Consider the following 19,329-nt stretch of genomic DNA (forward strand, 5'->3'; position numbering starts at 1 on the left):
CCCCTACATTGCGGATTCTTTCGGCTGGTCGCTCTACCAGCTAGGCGATCTCGAGCGCGCCAAGGGCCTGATCGAAGGCGCCCGCAAGGAGCTTTCGCCCCAGAGCCACTGGGAGATCGAGGACCATCTCGGCGACATCTACTGGCACCTCGACCGCAAGGACGAGGCCCGCACGGCCTGGGAAATCGCGCTCGACAATTATCCGCCCAATGCTGAGCGCGAACGCATCGCCGCAAAGCTGAAGGACGGGATCAGCGGCCCGCCGCCGGAAAAGCGCCCTTTGCCCGAGATTTCGCTCGAAGATCTCGAGATCGAGCGCAGGGACATCTGACACTGCTCTCTTTTGCAGGCCGCAGCCGCGCCATAGTATCGCCGGAAACGCATGCGAGGCCTGCGCATGCACCGCCGTTACGGGCGATCATGGCTAATGGCCGTCGAATCACAGCACAGGTATAGTTGATGACTGATGCGCCTCCTCCGACCTTCCGCGCGACCCTGGACAAGTATTCCGGCCACCTGAAATGGGCCCGGCGGATCGCCGTAGTCCTGTTCGCGCTGGGCGTGGTCGCGCTGATCGCAGTCTGGGCCTACTTCGCGGCGCTGGGCCGGGATGTACCTTCGATTGAGAAACTGAAACAGTACGAACCGCCGATCACCTCGCGCGTGCATGCCGGCGACGGCACGCTGATCGCGGAGTTTGCTGACCAGCACCGGGTCTTCGTGCCCTATGAGTCGATCCCGGAATACGTCATTCAGGCTTTCGTCGCGGCTGAGGATAAGAACTTCTTCACCCATGACGGTCTCGACTATACCGGCATGGCACGGGCCGGCGTGAACACGGCAAAGAATAAGATCACCGGCGACGGCGGCCTGCAGGGTGGCTCCACCATCACGCAGCAGGTGGCCAAGAACATGCTGCTGACGCGCGACCAGAACATCGAGCGCAAGGCCAAGGAAGCGATCGTCGCGCAGCGGATGGAGAAGGAATTCTCCAAGGGCCAGATCCTCGAGCTTTACCTAAACGAGATCTATCTGGGCGGGCAGTCCTATGGCGTCGCTTCGGCCGCGCTGAACTATTTCAACAAGTCGCTGTCGGAACTCGACCTTTCGGAAGCCGCGATCCTCGCGTCGCTGGCGCAGCTGCCTTCGGCCGTGAACCCGTACACGAACCCCGACCGCCTGCTGGTGCGCCGCAACTATGTGCTCGGCCGGATGGTCGAGGATGGCTACATCACACGGGATGAAGCCGACGCCGCCAAGGCTATGCCGCTGACCACCACCAAACGCCTTCGCGGGCCGGAATATGCCTCCACGACCTACTTCGTGCAGGAGCTGCGCCGCGACCTGATCAAGACCTATGGCGAAGACACGCTGGAACAGGGCGGTCTGTCGATCCGCTCGACCATCGACACGCGCCTCCAGCTGGCCGCGCAGGCGGCCTTGCAGACCGGTCTGATTGCCTACGACCGCCGACATGGCTGGCGCGGGCCGATCACGACGTTGCCGGCAGATGACGCTTCCGCCGAAGCCCTCAAGGCGGTCAAGCTGCCGGGCGGTTACGGCACCTGGGAAGCTGCGCTGGTTACCAAGCTGAGCGCCAGGTCTGCAGAACTGCTGCTGACCGATGGCGCGACGATCAAGCTGCCATCCGACGAGATAAAATGGGCGCAGACTTACAGGCCCGATGGCGGCAAGGCCGGCTTGAAAGTTGGCCATGTCATCCTGGCCGAGTTCAAGCGTGAGGCCCAGAAGTCGACCGAGGCTGACTCGCCGGTTGTGGATGAAGACGTGAAACTCGATCCGGATGGCAAGCCGATTGCTGGCCCGCCCGCTGAACCGCTGATGATGCCGGTCGGCAACGCCACGCTGCGTCAGGTTCCGGAAGTCGACGGCTCGCTGATCGCGCTCGACCCGCACTCGGGCCGCGTGCTGGCAATGCAGGGCGGCTATTCTTTCTTCAAGTCGAGCTTCAACCGCGCAACGCAGGCCAAGCGGCAGCCGGGCTCCAGCTTCAAGGCCTTTGTCTATGCCGCCGCGCTCGAAAAGGGCTACACGCCCGCGAGCCGTATGCTGGATGCGCCGTTCGTGTCGTATGACGTCTCGACCAAGAAATACTGGGCTCCGAAGAACTACACGGCAGGCCAGTCCTATGGGATGGTGACCTTGCGTGTGGCACTCGAGAAGTCCCTGAACCAGGTGACTGCCCGCGTGGCGCAGGACATCGGAATGGAGTCTGTCTCCAGCCTCGCAGAGCGGGTCGGCGTCTATGAAAAGCTGCCGCCCTATGCCGCTATGTCGCTCGGCGCCGGTGATACGGAACTGATCAACCTGGTGCGCGGCTACGCAGCCTTTGTGAACGGCGGCAAGAAGGTCACACCGACGCTGCTCGACCGCGTGCAGGACCGCTATGGCCGCACGCTCTACCGCAATGACCAGCGTGCCTGCGAAGGCTGCACCGCTGACGACTGGAACGGCGAAGAGCCGCCGGTCCTGCCCGACAACCGCGACCAGGTGCTCGACCCTATTGTTGCCTATCAGGTCACCCACATGATGGAGGGCGTCGTCGAGCGCGGAACGGGCCGGCGTGCCCTGCGCGTCGGCAAGCCGCTCGCCGGCAAGACCGGCACGACCGATGATTACCGTGACGCGATCTTCGTCGGCTTCTCACCGGATCTCGTGGTCGGCGTGCGGATAGGCTTCGATGATAACCGTTCGCTCGGCGAAGGCGAGGCCGGCGGTTCACTCGCCGCGCCCATCTTCACCGACTTCATGGAAAAGGCGTTGGAGAAAGAACCGGCCACTCCGTTCCGGATACCGCCCGGCGTGCGCCTCGTGAAAGTTAACGCCGCCACCGGCGCGCCCGCGCCCGGCGGCGGCGCAGGCGTGATCGATGAAGCCTTCCGGCCCGGCACCGAACCCGGCCTTAACGTGTTCGTCGGACAGGAAGACTGCCTGTCGATTTCCGGCTCGTGTGGAGACGGGACGCAGACCGATGGCCCGGTTCCGGACGGCGCCGATCGGGAAGACGCCGCGGACGAGATCCTCGACGGTATTTTCTGACGCGGTCCGGCGTGAATACAGCGCTTTGACCGCGCCGCGCAGCGCGTTATAGGCCTTGCCAGACCCATTTCCCTTAAGTTGAAGGATGCGTATTCATGTCCGCCGAAATTCGATCACTGATTGACCAGATCCGCCAGTCCTCCGCCTTGCTACGGAGGCGTCTTTGACTGGGATACAGCCACAAAACGCCTCGATGAACTGACCGCGCTTTCGGAACGTCCTGACTTCTGGAACGATCCGGCAGAAGCGCAGAAACTGATGCGCGAGCGCCAGAAACTGACGGACGCAATCGCAACGGTTGAAGCGCTGGAGAAGGAAATCACCGACGCGCCGGAACTGCTGGAACTTGCCGAAGGTGACGCCGCCATGCTGGCCGATATCCAGGCCTCGCTCGCCCGGTCTGCGGAGAAATCTCAGAAAGCCGAACTCGCCGCGCTCCTTTCGGGCGAGGCGGATGGCAATGACTGCTACCTTCAGGTCAACGCCGGTGAAGGCGGCACGGAAAGCCAGGATTGGGCCTCCATCCTGCGCCGAATGTACGTGCGCTGGGCAGAGAAGCATGGCTATTCGGTCGAGGCGCTCGACGAGCGCGAAGGCGAGGAAGCCGGCATCAAGTCCGCCACCATCCAGATCAAGGGCGAAAATGCCTATGGCTGGCTGAAGTCTGAAACCGGTGTGCACCGGCTCGTTCGCATTTCACCGTTTGACTCCTCGGCGCGCCGCCACACGTCCTTCTCATCGGTCAGTGTGACGCCGGTGATCGACGACAACATCGAAATCGAGATCAATCCGTCCGACGTGCGCACCGACACGTATCGCGCCTCGGGCGCCGGCGGCCAGCACATCAACAAGACAGACTCGGCCGTGCGCCTGACGCACATTCCGACCAACACCGTTGTCTCTTGCCAGATGGGCCGCTCGCAGCATCAGAACCGCGACGAGGCCTGGAAGATGCTGCGCTCCAAGCTCTACGAAATCGAGCTTCAGAAGCGCAAATCGGTCGCGGATGCTCAGTATGCGGACAAGAGTGCCATAGGGTTCGGACACCAGATCCGCTCCTACGTGTTACAGCCCTACCAGATGGTGAAGGATCTGCGCACGGATGTCGAAACTTCGGACACTGATGGCGTGCTCGGCGGTGATATAGACCGGTTCCTGTCGGCCTCCCTGGCCGCTTCGGTAGCGCGAGAGGGTGCATCGTGACTGCGGCGCCCTCTCCTTTGGCGGCCCGCTCGAAAGGGCGCCTTGTAAGCTGGAATGACGAACGCGGCTTCGGCTTCATTGCGCCAGATGGCGGTGGGCAGGATGTGTTCGTGCACGCCAGCGCCTTCGCCAAGGAAGGCCGGCACATAGAAATCGGGCTGGAATACGAATTTGACCTCGACCTCGGTAAGGATGGCCGGCCGAAGGCAAAACGTGTTACCTCTGTCGCCGCGCCTGTAACCGCGAAGGCAGGCCCGAGTCTGCTGTCGCAGGTTCTGCAGCGCGGCCCGCGCATGATGGTCATCCCAGCTTTCCTGTTCATCATTCTGGCAATCAATTTCGTGCAGGGGGTCTCGTCCAACTGGCTTATTATCTACGGCGCGGCGAGCGTTGCCTGCTTTGCAGGTTACGGCCTCGACAAGCTCGCCGCGAGCCACAGGCAATGGCGCGTTTCCGAAACCATCCTGCTGCTGATCGGCCTTGTCGGCGGCTGGCCCGGCGGCATCCTGGGGCAGGAAGTGTTCCGTCACAAGACGCAGAAGAAGACCTTCCGTACACTGTTCTGGATGAGCGTCGCGATCAACATGGCGGCATTCGTTCAGATCAACGTTTTCGCCGCGCGCTGAGGCCCGCGAGGGCGACGGCCTTGGCGAACACGCTCGGCAGGCCCGTCAGGTCATCCGCTGAAACCCAGAACCCTTCCGGCAAGCCCGCGTCGGTCGTCTCGGCTGCCAGAACTTCGAGATGCAGGTTGAAATGTGTGAAGACATGGCGCACTTCGCCGAGCCGCTCCCATGCGGCGCCGAGCGGCGGTTCACACCCTTCACGTGCCTCGCGCCAGTCTGACGAGGGCAGCGCCAGCATCCCGCCGAGCAGGCCCGAGGGCGCCCGCCGCAGCAGCCAGACATGTCCCGTCCGGCGCAGGACATAAGCCCTTCCGTAACGCACAGGGCGCGCCGCCTTTGCCGGCTTAAGCGGATAATGTTCAGGATCGCCCTCTGCGCGTGCGGCGCAAAGCGCTGTCAACGGACAAACCGCGCAGTTCGGTTTCTTTGGTGTGCAGACTGTCGCGCCAAGGTCCATCAGCGCCTCGGCAAATGCACCCGGCCGGTCTGCGGGCACGAGCTCGCGCGCCAGCAGGGCGATGCGTTTCTTCGCCGCCGCCCAGTCTTCCTTTAGCGCGAGGAGGCGCGCAAAGACGCGCTCGGCATTGCCGTCCACTGCCGGTGTGCGTTCGCCAAAAGCCAGCGCCGCGACGGCGCCCGCTGTGTACGGACCGATCCCCGGTAAGGTGCGCAGCTCCGTTTCGCTCTCCGGAAAGGCGCCCCGCGCGGCCACTTCGCGGGCGCATTTGAGCAGGTTCCTCGCCCGGGCATAGTAACCGAGCCCCGCCCAGGCCTGCATCACGTCTTCATCCCGTGCGGCGGCCAGCGCTGCGACCGTTGGCCAGCGCGACGTGAAGGCGGCGAAGTAAGGCGCGGCATGCGGCACAGTAGTCTGCTGCAGCATGATCTCGGACAGCCAGACCCGGTAGGGATCACGCCGCACGCCCTGCGCCTCGCGCCATGGCAAGATGCGGGCCGACCGGCCAAACCAGGTCAGCAGAGCCGGCACCATTCCGGCAAGCGGGTGTTCACTTTTTGCGCGCTTGCCTTTCCCTCGCCTCAGAAGCCGTGCAGATTTGCGATCATGGTCACAAGATCAACCCTCGATCCGCTGGAAGAAGCGCGCGCGCTGGTCAAGCTGCGCTATTCACGGGCCCGGGCGCTGCGTCCGCCGATGAAGGCGGTGGCAATCTCGGCGGACCGGGTCAGCCGCAAATCCGGCTCGGCAAAGTTGCCGCCGCTGAAGCTGCTGCAAGCGCGATGGCGCGAGATTGCGGGCGAACAGCTCTACAAGTTCTCCCACCCGGAAAAGATCAGCGCCTCCAGGGATGGCCGCATCCTGACGCTGCGGGTCATCCCGCAGGCCGCTCCGCTGGTTCAGCACCAGTCGGAGACGATTCGCCAGCGTGTCTCGGTCGCTGCCGGCGGCGACATCACAGCAATCCGCATTGTGCAGGGCACCCTCCAGCGCGGCGCCGAAACCCTCGCCTATCGGCCCAGGGCGCGGCAGCTGACGCCGGAAGAGGCCGCGATGCTGGACGCCGGCGCACGACAAATTGAAAACCCGCGCCTGCGCGCGGCAATTGTTGCGCTGGGCAAGGCTGTGCTAACGGCAGACCCGTAAACAGCCGGGCCGGATTCCTTAACCATTTGGCAACCGGTGCGACTCATTCCTTAACGCGAGGCTTATGACCATGGCAGCACTTTCCCGGCGTTTTGCCCTTCTGGCTCTTCCCGTACTGGCAGTTGTTGCCTGCGGCGCAGCCAGCGACGGCGCCGTCTCCCCCCAGCCAGCAGGCGGCGGTGCGACGACGCAATCGGGCGAACTCGGTCACGTAAAAGGCGATCCAAACGCACCGATCACACTGATCGAATATGCCTCGCCCACCTGCGGCGCCTGCAAATACTGGCATGACGAGGTCGAGCCGACGATCCAGGAGAAATATGTCGCGACCGGAAAGGTAAAGTTCGTCTACCGCGAATACCCGCTGAACCAGATCGACATTGCCGCCTATTCGATGGCGCGCTGCGTGGACCCGGCGAATTATTTCGACGTTATAAACGACCTGTTCGAGCGTCAGGCAGGCATCATCCAGGCCGCCCAGAACAGCGTCGCCAAGACCGCGCTGCTGACCATCGGCCAGCAATACGGCATCGCCGATATGGAAGCGCTCGACGCCTGCCTCTCGAATGCCGAGATCCGCAACGCCCTCGCTGACGTTTATGCCTCCGCTGAGGAATTCGGCGTCAACGGCACGCCGACCTTCGTGGTCGATGGCAAGGTCCGCAATTTCGAAGGTGATTATCGCACCGCCGAGGGCTTCTCGAAACAGCTCGACGCCCTGCTCGCCGAAAAGGGCGTGCCGTGAGGATGAGGCGCCGGGATGCAGATCACTGAACTCCGCATTGCCGGCTTCAAGTCGTTCGTAGACCCGCAGACGGTCCCGATTGCACCGGGACTGACAGGCATTGTCGGCCCGAACGGCTGCGGCAAGTCTAACCTGCTGGAAGCGCTTCGCTGGGCGATGGGCGCCAACTCCGCCAAGGCCATGCGCGGCGGCGAGATGGACGACCTGATCTTCAACGGCGCCGAGGGCCGGCCCGCCCGCGAGACGGCGGAGGTGATCCTCGTCCTGGATAATTCGAAACGCACCGCCCCGCCGGAGTTCAACGGCGCCGACCAGCTGGAAGTCGAGCGCAAGCTGCGGCGGGGCGCTGGCTCAAGTTACCGGATCAATGGGCGCACCGTGCGCGGCAAGGACATCCAGCTTCTGTTCGCCGATGCCTCCACCGGCGCGAACTCCCCCGCACTCGTGCGGCAGGGGCAGATTTCCGAGCTAATCGGCTCCAAGCCCCAGAACCGCCGCCGCATCCTTGAAGAGGCAGCCGGCATTGCGGGCCTGAACAGCCGCCGCCATGAAGCCGAACTGAAGCTCGACGGCGCCGGGGCAAATCTGCAACGGCTCGCGGAAGTTTCTGCCGAAGTGGAGCGCCAGCTGGCGAGCCTGAAACGGCAGGCGTCGAAGGCGAGGCGCTACCGGACGCTGACCGAAGAAATCCAGGCGCTCGGCGCGCTTGCGGCGCACCTGCGCTGGGTCGAGGCACGTGTCGCCGCCGAAACCGCGCGCGCGCAGCTGCAATCCCTGAAGCGGCAGGTGGATGACCTCTCCCGCGAAGACGCGATGCGCGAAAAGGAGCGAATCAAGGCCGGTGAGGGTCTTGCGTCGCTCCGCGATGATGAGATGAGCGCCGCTGCCCGTCTGGGCTCAGCGCGGATCACGCTGGCGAAACTGGAAACCGAGCGCCGGATCGCAGCCGATTCGCATGCGCGGCTTGAAGCCGAATCGCTGCGCCTGTCGATCGACTTCAACCGGGAAACGACGACGCGGGAAGAAGCTGGCGCCGCCCTCGTCCAGGCGCAGGACGAACTCTCCGGTCTGCCGGAAGAAGACACTGCCCTGTCGGCCCGCCTTGATGAAGACGCTCGCGCCGGACTGGAGGCTGCTCGCCTGCGCCTCGCCGCGGCCGAACGCGCCGCCGATACGGCGCAGCAGCGGTTGTCGGAACTGCGTGCCCGCCTGCGCGCCGCCGAAGAGACCGTCGCCGCTCAGTTGCGCCGCAAAGACCAGCTGACTACCGAAACCGAACGCCTGCGCACCGAGATGACCGGGCTGGAAGATGCCGGGATCAACCTGTTGCGTCTGCGCCAGGCCAGGAATGCCGAAGCCGAGGCCGAGATTGCACTGGGTGACGCCGAGCGCGCCGTGGAACTCGCCGAGGCCGATCTCGCCCGGGGCCGGGTTGCCGAGGGTGAGGCTCAACCGCCGTTCGATGCGGCAAACCATGCCGTCCGCGTGCTGGAAGCCGAGATCGCGGGTCTGACGCGCCTGATGCGCCGGACAGATGCGACCGAGGCGCCGCCGGTGCTCGACAGCCTGCGCATTCGCGACGGATACGAGAAGGCGGTCGCGGCGGCCCTTGGCGACGATATCGAAGCCTCGACCGATCGCAGCACTGCCCTGTTCTGGAGCGGCGCTGCGCTGACCGCGCAAAGCCTGCCGGATGGCGCCGCGCCCCTCACGCAATACGTGGACGCTCCCGGTGAACTTGCCGCGCGGCTGTCCCAATGCGGCCTTGTCTCTCCGGCCGAGGGCGCGCGCCTTTTCACCAGCCTGAGGCCCGGCCAGCGTCTCGTCTCCCGCGACGGGCATCTCTGGCGCTGGGACGGCTTCATCCGCACGCCGGACGCGCCCGTCAGCGCTGCGACCCGTCTTGAACAAAAGGCCCGCATCGAAGCGGCGCAGGCCGAACTGACAACACGTCAGACCGAGCGCGATGAACTCGCCGGCAATTTCGACGCCGCCTGCAAGGCGCGCCTCGCGGCGGAAGAGAACCTGCGCCACCTGCGCCAGTTCATTGCCCCGGCCCAACGCACACTGACCTATGCCCGCGCCGCTGCGATCGAAGCTACCCAGGCCAATGAACGCACGATGCTGAAACGCGAAGCCGGCACCGAAGCCCTGGCCCGCGCTGAATTGGACCTGTCGGCGATTGCCGAGATGCTCGCCCTCGCCGTGCCGGGCGCGGGCGCCGGCGAAGACGCTGAACTCGAAGCGGCCCTGTTAGAGGCACGCGACGTGCTGAGCGCCGCCCGCGCCGGCGAAACAGAAGCGCGCGGACAGCTGGCTGACCTGTTACGCGGCCGCGAACAAGCCGTCGCCCGCGGCGGCGCGCTCGCCCGTGATGTGGAAGCATGGACGGCCCGGCTGGCCTCCGCCGACGCGCGGCTGACCCAGCTGGCGCAGCGCCGCGCCGATGTGGCCGCATCGGTGCAGACCTCGCGCGAAAGGCCCGAAACCCTCCGCGCTGAAATCGACGGCCTCGCCGCCGAGACCGAGCAGCTGGAGGCCGGGCGTCAGGCCGCTGCCGACACGCTCGCCCAAAAGGAAACCGCGATCCGAGAGGCTGACAGCGCCGCCCGCCGCGCCGCCATTGCGGCGGCTGAAGCGCGCGAACAACTCGCCGCCTGGAGCGTCAAGCTCGAGAATGCTGAAGCGAAACTCGCCGAAAGCATCGAACACGCCCGCCATGCTTTCCAGCGCACGCCGGAAGGCTTGCTGGCGATTGCTGAAGCCGGTCTCGAAGAGGACACGCTTGGCGCCTTCACGCCCCGTGAGGCCGAAGCCCGGCTCGATGGCCTGCGCCGCGAGCGCGACCAGCTGGGCGGCGTAAACATGAATGCTGAAGAAGAGGCCGAAGAACTCGGTTCGCGCCTTGGCAACCAGATCGCAGAGCGTGATGATCTCACTGCCGCCATCACCAAGCTTCGCGAAGGCGTCGAAGCCCTGAACGTCGAAGGCCGCCAGCGCCTTATGGAGGCCTTCGAGGCTGTCAACACACACTTCAAGGCGCTGTTCGTGGCGCTGTTTGCCGGTGGGCAGGCAGAGCTGCGCCTTGTTGATGCCGAAGACCCGCTGAACGCCGGGCTCGAGATCTTTGCCCAGCCGCCCGGCAAAAAGCTTGGCACACTGAACCTGATGTCCGGCGGCGAGCAGGCGCTTACCGCTTCGGCGCTGATCTTTGCCGTGTTCCTGTCGCGCCCCGCGCCGATCTGCGTGCTGGACGAGGTGGACGCGCCTCTCGATGACGCCAACGTCGACCGGTTCTGCAACATGCTGAACGAAATGCGCCAGCGCACCGACACCAGGTTTGTTATTATAACGCACAATCCGGTCACCATGAGCCGGATGGACCGGCTTTTCGGCGTCACCATGCGCGAAAAGGGCATCTCGAAACTGGTTTCCGTGGACCTCGCCGCGGCCGAGCGCCTCGTTGCGGCGGAGTAGCGCAGCCGCCCGCGCACTTAGTTTAATAAAAACAAGGCGATCACTTGCAGGAAATCTCGTTGACTTGGCAGGTTGGCCCTCATAGTTTGCGCGAAATTTGACGGGGTGGTGCACGTTGTCCCTCGATCGTTGGCAGGAGCCTTCTGATGTCCGGACCAGATCCCTCGGATCTTTCCGAACGCATCGCGAAGGCTCAGGCCATACGAGAGGAACGGGCGAACCGGGCCGAACGCCAACGGAAGAACACTGTCAACACGCCGACGGGCATGGCCTTGCGCTATAGTTCGGAGCTGGTTGCATCTGTTGTCGTGGGTGTCGGACTGGGCCTGCTGATTGACCATTTCGCGAAGACCTCGCCCTGGGGCTTGCTCGTGATGATGGGATTTGGCATGGCGGCGGGTCTCCGCAACCTCATGCGGGCGGCGAAGCAGCTGTCCGAAGACGCAATGAAATCGGCCGAAACGCCCAAACCGCCAGACGAGACCACCTGATGAACCTGCCCCTTCAAGGTTTCCTCCCGAGCATCGCGACGGACCCGATTCACCAGTTCAAGATATTCCCGCTGCTGGAGTGGACGGCGGGCGGCTACAACCTGTCCTTCACCAATTCGAGCTTCTGGATGCTCGTCTCGACGGGCCTCGTTCTCGCCTTCCTTGGCGTCGCAGCCTCGCGCGGCGGCCTGATCCCCAACCGCATACAGTCGCTGGGCGAGCTGTCCTATGGCTTCATAGCGGACATGGTCCGCTCGACCGCCGGTGAGGAAGGCCTGAAGTTCTTCCCGTTCGTCTTCACGCTGTTCTTCTTCATCCTCGGCGCCAACATCGTCGGCATGTTCCCCTACGCCTTCACTACCACCAGCCATATCGCCGTGACCGGCGCCCTGGCCGTCGTGGTGATCCTGATTGTCGTCGGCTACGGCATCTACAAGAACGGCCTTGGCTTCTTCGGCCTCTTCGCCCCGCACGGCGTACCGCTGCCGGTCATGTTCTTCCTTGTGCCGATCGAGATCATCTCCTTCCTGGCCCGTCCGATCACCCTCGGCATGCGTCTGTTTGCCAACATGCTGGCCGGCCATATCATGCTGAAACTGCTGGCAATCTTCGTGGTCATGCTGGCCGGCGCCGGCTTCGCCTGGGCCTCCTGGGTGCCTTACTTGCTGCTGATCCCGATTACCGCGCTCGAGTTCCTCGTGGCGTTCCTGCAGGCCTATGTGTTTGCCCTGCTGACCTGCGTTTATCTCAAAGACGCCATCCACCCGCATCACTGACGGGAGACAGCTTTCGCCGGTGCGTCCAAACGCGCCAAGTCCTGCCCCTTGACGGTTCCAGTGGAACACGCTTGACGGGCGCCACTGAACCAGAATCCACATTTTTCCAACAGGAGACTCCCATGGAAGGCAATATCACCGAAGGTCTGCGGTACGTCGGCGCTGGCCTCGCCACGCTCGGCATGATCGGCGCCGCAATCGGCGTGGGTAACATCTTCGGCTCGTTCCTCGACGCCGCGATGCGCAACCCCTCGGCCGCCCCGCAGCAGTCGGGCAACCTCTTCCTCGGTATGGCGCTCGCAGAGGCCCTCGGCCTTTTCGCGTTCGTTATCTCGATGCTGATCCTGTTCGCTGCCTAAGAGCGACAGGTAAGGAGCTGGGCACGCCATGAGCTTGCTGGCATTTCTCGCAGAATCCGCTGCCCATGGCGGCGAGGCCGTAAAGGCGCCCTTCCCGGCGTTCGATCCGACTTGGTTTGCCTCGCAGCTGTTCTGGCTCGCCGTCTTCTTCCTGGGGCTCTACTTCGCCCTCGCCCGCTTTATTTTGCCGAAGCTGAGCGATACGCTGGAGAAGCGCTCGAACCGTATCGCGTCGGACCTCGACGAGGCCGCCCGCCTGAACAACCAGTCAGTTGAAGCGCAGAAAGCGCTTGAGCTGCGTCTGGCCCAGGCCCGGTCGAAGGCCCGCGAAACGGCTGACAAGGCCCGCGAAAAGACCGAGGCAGAACTCGCCGCAGAAACCTCGCGGGTTGATGCTGACCTCGCCCGCAAGCTTGAAGCCGCCGAAGGCCGCATCTCCAAGCTGCGGGCAGATGCGATGAAAAATGTCGAGCAGATCGCGATCGAGGCAGCTGAAGCGATGACCGCGCGCCTCGGCGTGAAAGCCTCGAAGGCCGAAGTAAAAAGGGCGGTTACGGCCGCTCTGGAGAAACGCGCATGATCCGCCACGCGCTCGCTTCGCTTGCTTCAGTTCTGGTGCTCGCGCCGGCCGCGCTCGCCGCGACCGAAGGCGAAGACACGCTGCTGACGCCGTTCACCGATACCGTCACGCACCTCGTGATGATCGGTATCGTGATCTTCTTCGCGATCGTCTGGCGCATGGGCGCATTCAAGGCCGTTCTAGGCGGCCTCGACAACCGCGCCAGCGCGATCAAGGCAGAACTCGGTCAGGCCGCAAACCTGCGCGAACAGGCGGCGGAAGCCCTTGCTCTCGCCGAGCGCCGCCAGCAGGACGCCGACAAGGAAGCCGAAGCGATCATCGATCAGGCAAGGCTCGACGCAAAAGCCTTCCTCGAGGAAGCCAGGAAAGACCTCGCCGACAAGATCGCCCGCCGCGAAGCGCAGGCCACCGCCCGGATCGCCGGGGCGGAAGCCGAAGCCGCCAGCGAAGTGCGCCGCGCGGCTGCCGACGCGGCCACCGAAGCGGCCCGCCGCGTCATGGCCGAGCAGACCGGCGTCGACCAGTTCGAAGCCGCGGCCCGCGAGATCGAGAAAGCCCTGAAATAGACTTCGGAGCATGGCCTGAATCAAAAAAAGCCGCCGGGATTTCCGGCGGCTTTTTTCTTGTCCGGATAAAGGCTCAGCCCGGCTGATCGGCGGTGTCGTCGATGATCTGCGGCTGCGTGTCGTCAATGATCGGTCCCGGCTCAATAACCCGAAGCATGGACCGGGCCACCGTGCCCGCCGGGCAGGCTACCGGCATGCTGGCATTGGCAATCGCCGGCATGGCGCCGGGCGCCATCGAGGCCGGCTGCGAGCGGAAGACCCAGGCGAGGATCAGCATAGCAGCAATCGCCGCACCGACCGCCATCATTGTGCCGAAGCCGAGCGCGTCGTCGGCCAGTGTCGCGGACGCAATCGCGCCGTTCGAGGCGAGCGGCGCGGCGCCGTTCGTTCGCGCCAGGCTGAGCACATTGGCAGCGGGCGCCACCGCAGACAGCGTTCCGCGCAGCGAGGCGGCAGCCAGAGCCGCGGCGCCGATGGCTTCGCGCGCCGGTGCCGGCTTGATGCCGAGATCCTTATCGCGCTTCTTTCTGGCGTTCAGCGCCAGAGGGTCATTCGGATGGGCGGCGAGCCAGTCGAGGCGCTTGTCTTCGTCCTGCGCGCCGAAGGCATTCCATTCGCGCAGGTCGCTGCGGCCCTGGCGGCGGCCGAGCTCGTCGATCAGATCCGCGAAGGCAGGCGGCGACTTGCGCGAGGTCAGCCCGTCGAGCGTAAAGCGCTTGTGGGTGCGGAAGGGTTCGTAGGGAATGGTCTTGTCGAGGGCAGCTTCGATCAGCGTGCCGGCGCGGGAATTGCCGACTGCGGCAGCGGCGCGCACCCAGTCGCTTTTCACGGCGCTGGCGGACCAGAGCACAAGCATCGACTGCGAGTTCATCGCATCGCGCGCATCTTTCGCATCGAAGGTCTCGTCGACCTGTTTCTGGTCAAGCCAGACCTTGAACCTGAGCGCGCGCAGGCGCCGCGCCACCAGTTTGGCGGTGTCCAGGTCTTCGAGCGCGGACACGAGGAAGACGTCATAACTCATGGGGCGTGTACCCTTCTGATACGGTTAACCACGGGAGAATACCCCTGCGGCACGGCCAAGCCAGCCATTTAAGCTGCGAAGCGATTTTTGTGCCTGTTTTCGCACATCAAAAGGCGCTAATGCGCCCATTCAGCTATTCCGGAGTGTAAAGCGTCATGGGCTTCAAGTGTGGAATCGTGGGTCTGCCGAACGTCGGCAAGTCTACCCTCTTCAACGCATTAACCCAGACCGCCGCCGCACAGGCCGCGAACTATCCGTTCTGCACGATCGAGCCGAATGTCGGCGAAGTCGCCGTGCCGGAGCCGCGCCTCGATGCGCTGGCGAAGGTTGCCGCCTCGAAGGAAATCGTGCCAGCGCGGATGAACTTCGTGGACATCGCCGGCCTTGTCGAAGGCGCAAGCCAGGGTGAGGGCCTCGGCAACAAGTTCCTCGCCAACATCCGCGAAACCGACGCGATCATCTATGTGCTGCGCTGCTTCGATAATGACGACATCACGCATGTTCGCGGCAAGGTTGATCCGGTGGCGGATTTCGAAGTCGTCGAAACCGAACTGATGCTCGCCGATCTCGACAGCCTCGAGAGGCGCAAGGCCGGCGTGATCAAGAAAGCCAACTCCGGCGACAAGGAAGCGAAGGCACAGGTTTCCCTGATCGACCTCGCCCTCGCCGAGCTGACGGCAGGCCGCCCTGCCCGCAAGGCCAAGGTGCCCGCTGATGACATGAAGGCCTGGCAGATGCTGCAGCTGCTGACGTCGAAGCCGGTTCTGTTCGTCGCAAATGTCGACGAAGCAAGCTCGGCGAACGGCAATGCCTATTCGAAACTGGTGGAGGAGCGCGCGAAGATCGAAGGCGCCGGCTGCGTCGTGTTCTCGGCCCAGATCGAAAGTGAACTGGCCCTGCTCGACGGCGCTGACCGTGCCGAATATCTCACCTCGCTCGGCCTCACCGAGCCCGGCCTGACCCGCCTTATCCAGGCAGGATATCTGCTGCTCGGCCTGCAGACCTACTTCACCGCAGGCCCGAAGGAAGCGCGCGCCTGGACCATCCGCAAGGGCTGGACCGCGCCAAAAGCGGCCGGCGTCATCCACGGTGACTTCGAGAAAGGCTTCATCCGCGCCGAGACCATAACGTTTGACGACTATATCGCTTTCAATGGCGAGGTCGGCGCCAAGGACAACGGCAAGATGCGCTCCGAAGGCAAGGAATATGTCGTCCAGGACGGCGACGTGCTGCTCTTCCGCTTCAACGTCTAGAGCCGGGTGCGATCTGATGGAATCAGATCGCCGGCTCTGGAGTTTTGTTTTGTCGCGATGTTTTCCGCTCAACCCGTACCCACTTGAGCGGACATCGCTCCAGGCTGGATTAAGATACGCCCTCAAAGCCCGGGGTGTCGTCGGTGACGCCGGGTTTGCGGATGTCTGTGCCGAGCCAGATGATGATGGCCGAGGCGAAGAAGATCGATGAATAGGTTCCGATGAAGATGCCCCAGAGCATGGCGATGCTCATGTCGCGAAGCACGGGACCGCCGAAGAGCGTGATGCAGAGCACGGCGACCAGGGTTGTGCCCATGGTCAGGAAGGTGCGCGACAGGGTCTCGTTGGTGGCAATGTCGATAATCTCGACGCTCGGCATCTGCTTGTACTTCCGGCGCACCTCGCGCACGCGGTCGAACACCACGACGCTATCGTTGATCGAATAGCCGAGAATGGTGAGCAGGGCGGCGATGGTTGTCAGGTTGAATTCCAGCTGCAGCAGGGAAAAGAGGCCCATCGTGCCGATACCGTCATGCACCAGCGAGGCAATGCCGGCGAACGCATAGGACCAGCTATAGCGGAACGCGATGTAGAACATCATCATCAGGGTCGCGACGCCAAGCGCCAGCATGCCTTCGATGAACAGTTCGCCGGAGACTTTCGGGCCGACCGAGTCGTTTCGCAGGATGTCGGTGTCCGCGAGGTTGAAGACCCTTTTCAGCTCCTCGACAACATAGACGTTAGATGCCGCCGACGCGCGCTCTGCCTTTTCTTCTTCCGGCAGGGCCTGGAACTCCGCACCGAGCAGAGTTTCGTCCAGGTCGCCGAACCTGATCACGACGAGGCGCGCCCCGTCGCTGCCGGTCGCGGAGTTCACGGTGAGCGCGCCTGTAATCTTGCTGCGCACTTGCGGCACGGTGACAGTGACCGTCTCCTGCAGTTCGACCACCGAACCACCGGCAAAGTCGACGCCCATGTTCAACCCGCGCGTCGCCAGCAACGTCAGCGATCCGACGATCATGATGATCGACATCGCAACACCAAAGAAGCGGTACCGCATGAACGGGATCTTGGTCGTTTTCGGCCAGTATTTGATCAGCATCTTTTGCGTCCTCGGCCGGCTTAAACGTTGAACCGCTTGGGTTTGGCGAACTTGATCCAGAACACCGTCAGCATGCGGGTCAGCACCACTGCGGTGAACACAGAGGTGATGATGCCGAGTGCCAGCGTGACGGCAAATCCCTTCACCGGCCCGGTGCCCATGATGTAGAGCACGAGGGCGGAAAAGAGCGAGGTGATGTTGGCGTCCATAATGGTCACGATGGCGCGTTCGTAGCCCGCCTGCACGGAAGTCCAGATCGACCGGCCGGCGTGTTGCTCCTCGCGTATCCGCTCGAACACCAGCACGTTTGCGTCCACCGCCATACCGATGGTCAGCACGATGCCGGCTATGCCGGGCAGTGTCAGAGTTGCGTTGAACATCGCAAGGCAGGAGAAGATCAGCACGATGTTGACGGCCAGCGAGACGACCGCGAACACGCCCTGAATGCCATAGGCGAGGACCATGAAGAAGCCGACGAGCAGGAGGCCGACAATTGCCGCCATATAGCCTGCCTGGATCGAATCCTCGCCGAGCGTGGACGAAACGACGCGCTGGTCAAGGAACTGCACCTTGGCGGGCATTTCGCCTGCGGAGATAATCGCGGCAAGGTCCTGTGCCTCGGTCATCGTGAAGTCGCCGGTGATGCGCACGTTGCCGCCCGGGATCGGCTCCTGGATATTCGGCGCCGACATGATCACGTCGTCGAGTATGATGGCAAAGCGTTTGTTGGTATTGGCACGGGTGGTTTCGAAGAACTTGCGGGCGCCGTTGCCGTTGAGTCGGAAGTTGATCTGCGGCCGATTGGCGTCGTCATTTCCCTGGCTGGCATTGGCAATGTCGGAGCCGACAATTTCAGGGATCGAGCGGACCAGCAGCGGCCCGGTGGTCGGTCCGGAGAGCAGCCGGTAGCCGGGCTTCACCACACCGGCCTCTGCGGCCGCAATCGACGAAGGGCTGTCATCGACAATGTTGAACGTCATCCGGCCGTCGCGGTTCAGCAGGTCTTTCAGGCGCTGCGGGTCCGGCTCGCCGGGCGCTTCCAGCACGAGGCGGTTGGAACCCGAACGTGACAGCGCGATTTCGGCTACGCCGTCCGGATCCACGCGGCGGCGCACGATGGTCTCGGTCTTGGTGAGGGCATCTGCCATCATCAGGTTTTCGGAGTTCGGCGGCACGGAGACCGTAACCGTGTCCGGACCCGCGCGGCGCAGGTCATACGTGCGCCCGCCGGCGATGCCGCCTTCCAGCGCGCCGTTATACCTGTTGATCCGCGCAATCGCGTCCTCGACCGGGAAGTTGCCCGACGCATCGGCGCCGGTCAGCTTGATTGTCATGGTGCGTCCACGCACTTCGGCGAGGTGGTGGATGGGCGCAAGCGCGTCGGTACGGGCGAGCGCGGTGCGCACGTCGCGTGCGAACACCTCAAGGCGCCCGCCGATCACTTCCTCAGGACGGATCTCCATTTCGAGATAAACGCCGCCCTGAAGATCAAGGCCGAGGTTGACAGGCTTCTTCGCCACCCAGTCCGGGGCGCCGGACATGTTCACGACATTCGGAAGCGCCAGCAGCGTACCCCAGGCGATGACCGCGAGTACGAGAAGGACTTTCCAGGGTGGAAACTGAAGCATGGCGCTATCCTGATGTGAGCCGGGTCAACGAGCGGCAGGCGCCGTCAGTCGTTGGCGGGAACGGGCTCGGCCTTGTTGCGCACTTCGACAACCATGGCCTTGATCACGCGCACGCGCACGTTTTCGGCGAGATCCAACGAAATCTCGCCGTCATTGACCTTGTTCACCTTGCCAATCAGGCCGCCGGACGTGACGACCGTGTCGCCGCGCTTGATGGCGCTGATCATCTCGGTGTGTTTCTTGGCGCGCTGCTGCTGCGGGCGGATCAGCAGAAAATAGAAGATGAGGATCAGCGGCAGGAAAAACAGGAGCTGTGTGATCAGGCTCGGACCAGCCGCGGCGGGCGCGGCCTGGGCGAGCGCCGGCGCGGCCATCAAAAGGGCGGTGGCGCCCGCAAAAACCAGTTTGTCCCGCATGCCCATTCTCCTTGATTCCAGCCATATGTAGGAAGTTGCCTGCGTATAACGAGGGGGGGCTGGCTTGGCAAACGCCCCCTGCAGGCTTCAGAGCACCGCCGCGCGGCCTTGCGTGAGCGGCGGAACCTGCTGGAAGAAGGGCGTTCGCAGCACCCCGCCGCCCAACGCGACCGATACAATCGCCCGGTCGTTTCCGCGCGCCACCGGGGCCGCCAGCCGGCCGCCCTGAACCATCTGGCTGAGCAACAGGTCCGGCAATTACGGCACGGCGCAGGCAAACACGATCCGGTCGAACAGACCCTGCTCCGGCCAGCCGTCCAGACCGTCCGACTGGCGGACCGTGACATTCGCAATGCCCAGTCTCTGCAGCCGTGCCTGCCCTTCACGCACGAGGCGGGCATAGCGGTCGACTGCGTAGACATG

Annotated in this window: 20 protein-coding genes; 13 read left to right on the forward strand and 7 right to left on the reverse strand. The window is 63.8% G+C overall.

All coding sequences use genetic code 11. The features are described from left to right. The 4 genes from WEA77_RS09780 to WEA77_RS09795 form a co-directional block, all read left to right on the forward strand. Nucleotides 1–331, forward strand: a 331-nt coding sequence (locus WEA77_RS09780; RefSeq protein ID WP_368067689.1) for a tetratricopeptide repeat protein, incomplete at its 5' end; no start/stop codon positions are given. A 128-nt stretch (nt 332–459) separates the two neighbouring features. Next, complete coding sequence (locus tag WEA77_RS09785; protein ID WP_368067690.1) at nt 460–3,060, forward strand: penicillin-binding protein 1A; 2,601 nt, start codon at nt 460–462, stop codon at nt 3,058–3,060. Between the two features lie 95 nt (nt 3,061–3,155). After that, a protein-coding gene (gene prfB, locus WEA77_RS09790) for a peptide chain release factor 2 (RefSeq protein WP_368067691.1) occupies nt 3,156–4,263 on the forward strand; the annotation gives its coding sequence in 2 pieces (ribosomal slippage) (nt 3,156–3,224 and nt 3,226–4,263; 1,107 coding nt in all). Beyond that, a complete protein-coding gene (locus WEA77_RS09795) occupies nt 4,260–4,889 on the forward strand; it encodes a DUF1294 domain-containing protein (protein ID WP_368067692.1) in 630 nt (209 codons plus the stop codon). The genes prfB and WEA77_RS09795 overlap by 4 nt, the downstream gene beginning before the upstream one ends. Here WEA77_RS09795 and mutY read toward each other — a convergent pair. Further along, a complete protein-coding gene (gene mutY, locus WEA77_RS09800) occupies nt 4,867–5,880 on the reverse strand; it encodes an A/G-specific adenine glycosylase (protein ID WP_368067693.1) in 1,014 nt (337 codons plus the stop codon). The genes WEA77_RS09795 and mutY overlap by 23 nt on opposite strands. A 72-nt stretch (nt 5,881–5,952) precedes the next feature. On the opposite strand from mutY, the gene WEA77_RS09805 reads away from it, so the two are divergent. From WEA77_RS09805 to WEA77_RS09840, 8 genes are all read left to right on the forward strand, one after another. After that, complete coding sequence (locus WEA77_RS09805; protein ID WP_368067694.1) at nt 5,953–6,492, forward strand: DciA family protein; 540 nt, start codon at nt 5,953–5,955, stop codon at nt 6,490–6,492. A 70-nt stretch (nt 6,493–6,562) separates the two neighbouring features. Then, complete coding sequence (locus tag WEA77_RS09810; protein WP_368067695.1) at nt 6,563–7,237, forward strand: thioredoxin domain-containing protein; 675 nt, start codon at nt 6,563–6,565, stop codon at nt 7,235–7,237. A 15-nt stretch (nt 7,238–7,252) separates the two neighbouring features. Further along, nucleotides 7,253–10,714 carry a chromosome segregation protein SMC gene (smc, locus tag WEA77_RS09815; RefSeq protein WP_368067696.1) on the forward strand — a complete coding sequence of 1,154 codons (3,462 nt, stop codon included), beginning with the start codon at nt 7,253–7,255 and terminating at the stop codon, nt 10,712–10,714. Between the two features lie 146 nt (nt 10,715–10,860). Then, nucleotides 10,861–11,205 (forward strand): AtpZ/AtpI family protein, encoded by a 345-nt coding sequence (locus tag WEA77_RS09820; protein ID WP_368067697.1) that lies wholly within the window; start codon nt 10,861–10,863, stop codon nt 11,203–11,205. Beyond that, nucleotides 11,205–11,981, forward strand: coding sequence for a F0F1 ATP synthase subunit A (locus WEA77_RS09825; RefSeq protein WP_368067698.1), 777 nt, complete (start codon nt 11,205–11,207; stop codon nt 11,979–11,981). The genes WEA77_RS09820 and WEA77_RS09825 overlap by 1 nt, the downstream gene beginning before the upstream one ends. Before the next feature lie 122 nt (nt 11,982–12,103). Beyond that, on the forward strand, nt 12,104–12,340 hold the full coding sequence (locus tag WEA77_RS09830) for a F0F1 ATP synthase subunit C (protein ID WP_291062620.1): 237 nt from the start codon (nt 12,104–12,106) through the stop codon (nt 12,338–12,340). Between the two features lie 28 nt (nt 12,341–12,368). Next, nucleotides 12,369–12,920 carry a hypothetical protein gene (locus WEA77_RS09835; RefSeq protein WP_368067699.1) on the forward strand — a complete coding sequence of 184 codons (552 nt, stop codon included), beginning with the start codon at nt 12,369–12,371 and terminating at the stop codon, nt 12,918–12,920. Beyond that, on the forward strand, nt 12,917–13,486 hold the full coding sequence (locus WEA77_RS09840) for an ATP F0F1 synthase subunit B (protein ID WP_368067701.1): 570 nt from the start codon (nt 12,917–12,919) through the stop codon (nt 13,484–13,486). The genes WEA77_RS09835 and WEA77_RS09840 overlap by 4 nt, the downstream gene beginning before the upstream one ends. Nucleotides 13,487–13,559: 73 nt before the next feature. Here WEA77_RS09840 and WEA77_RS09845 read toward each other — a convergent pair whose 3' ends face one another. Next, the gene (locus tag WEA77_RS09845; RefSeq protein ID WP_368067702.1) at nt 13,560–14,507 is read right to left on the reverse strand and encodes a TIR domain-containing protein; all 948 of its coding nucleotides are present in this window, start codon (nt 14,505–14,507) and stop codon (nt 13,560–13,562) included. A gap of 155 nt (nt 14,508–14,662) precedes the next feature. Here WEA77_RS09845 and ychF point away from each other — a divergent pair, with 155 nt between their 5' ends. Continuing rightward, a complete protein-coding gene (ychF, locus tag WEA77_RS09850; RefSeq protein ID WP_368067703.1) occupies nt 14,663–15,760 on the forward strand; it encodes a redox-regulated ATPase YchF in 1,098 nt (365 codons plus the stop codon). 109 nt (nt 15,761–15,869) lie between these two features. Here ychF and secF read toward each other — a convergent pair whose 3' ends face one another. The 5 genes from secF to WEA77_RS09875 all read right to left on the reverse strand — a co-directional run. After that, the gene (gene secF / locus WEA77_RS09855) at nt 15,870–16,862 is read right to left on the reverse strand and encodes a protein translocase subunit SecF (RefSeq protein WP_368067704.1); all 993 of its coding nucleotides are present in this window, start codon (nt 16,860–16,862) and stop codon (nt 15,870–15,872) included. A 20-nt stretch (nt 16,863–16,882) separates the two neighbouring features. Beyond that, nucleotides 16,883–18,490 (reverse strand): protein translocase subunit SecD, encoded by a 1,608-nt coding sequence (gene secD / locus WEA77_RS09860; protein ID WP_368067705.1) that lies wholly within the window; start codon nt 18,488–18,490, stop codon nt 16,883–16,885. Nucleotides 18,491–18,534: 44 nt separating this feature from the next. Then, nucleotides 18,535–18,906: a preprotein translocase subunit YajC gene (gene yajC / locus WEA77_RS09865; protein ID WP_368067706.1), complete on the reverse strand. Its 372-nt coding sequence runs from the start codon at nt 18,904–18,906 to the stop codon at nt 18,535–18,537. An 87-nt stretch (nt 18,907–18,993) separates the two neighbouring features. Continuing rightward, a complete protein-coding gene (locus tag WEA77_RS09870; protein WP_368067707.1) occupies nt 18,994–19,164 on the reverse strand; it encodes a hypothetical protein in 171 nt (56 codons plus the stop codon). Next, nucleotides 19,165–19,329, reverse strand: a 165-nt coding sequence (locus WEA77_RS09875; RefSeq protein WP_368067708.1) for a protein-L-isoaspartate O-methyltransferase, incomplete at its 5' end; no start/stop codon positions are given.

Source organism: Hyphomonas sp., assembly GCF_040882205.1.
Lineage (GTDB): Bacteria > Pseudomonadota > Alphaproteobacteria > Caulobacterales > Hyphomonadaceae > Hyphomonas.

Coding starts and splice junctions, on each gene's coding strand:
- WEA77_RS09785 (WP_368067690.1), top strand. CDS start 460: ATGACTGATGCGCCTCCTCCGACCTTCCGCGCGACCCTGGACAAGTAT.
- mutY (WP_368067693.1), bottom strand. CDS start 5,880: ATGGTGCCGGCTCTGCTGACCTGGTTTGGCCGGTCGGCCCGCATCTTG.
- WEA77_RS09805 (WP_368067694.1), top strand. CDS start 5,953: ATGGTCACAAGATCAACCCTCGATCCGCTGGAAGAAGCGCGCGCGCTG.
- WEA77_RS09810 (WP_368067695.1), top strand. CDS start 6,563: ATGGCAGCACTTTCCCGGCGTTTTGCCCTTCTGGCTCTTCCCGTACTG.
- smc (WP_368067696.1), top strand. CDS start 7,253: ATGCAGATCACTGAACTCCGCATTGCCGGCTTCAAGTCGTTCGTAGAC.
- WEA77_RS09820 (WP_368067697.1), top strand. CDS start 10,861: ATGTCCGGACCAGATCCCTCGGATCTTTCCGAACGCATCGCGAAGGCT.
- WEA77_RS09825 (WP_368067698.1), top strand. CDS start 11,205: ATGAACCTGCCCCTTCAAGGTTTCCTCCCGAGCATCGCGACGGACCCG.
- WEA77_RS09830 (WP_291062620.1), top strand. CDS start 12,104: ATGGAAGGCAATATCACCGAAGGTCTGCGGTACGTCGGCGCTGGCCTC.
- WEA77_RS09835 (WP_368067699.1), top strand. CDS start 12,369: ATGAGCTTGCTGGCATTTCTCGCAGAATCCGCTGCCCATGGCGGCGAG.
- WEA77_RS09840 (WP_368067701.1), top strand. CDS start 12,917: ATGATCCGCCACGCGCTCGCTTCGCTTGCTTCAGTTCTGGTGCTCGCG.
- WEA77_RS09845 (WP_368067702.1), bottom strand. CDS start 14,507: ATGAGTTATGACGTCTTCCTCGTGTCCGCGCTCGAAGACCTGGACACC.
- ychF (WP_368067703.1), top strand. CDS start 14,663: ATGGGCTTCAAGTGTGGAATCGTGGGTCTGCCGAACGTCGGCAAGTCT.
- secF (WP_368067704.1), bottom strand. CDS start 16,862: ATGCTGATCAAATACTGGCCGAAAACGACCAAGATCCCGTTCATGCGG.
- secD (WP_368067705.1), bottom strand. CDS start 18,490: ATGCTTCAGTTTCCACCCTGGAAAGTCCTTCTCGTACTCGCGGTCATC.
- yajC (WP_368067706.1), bottom strand. CDS start 18,906: ATGCGGGACAAACTGGTTTTTGCGGGCGCCACCGCCCTTTTGATGGCC.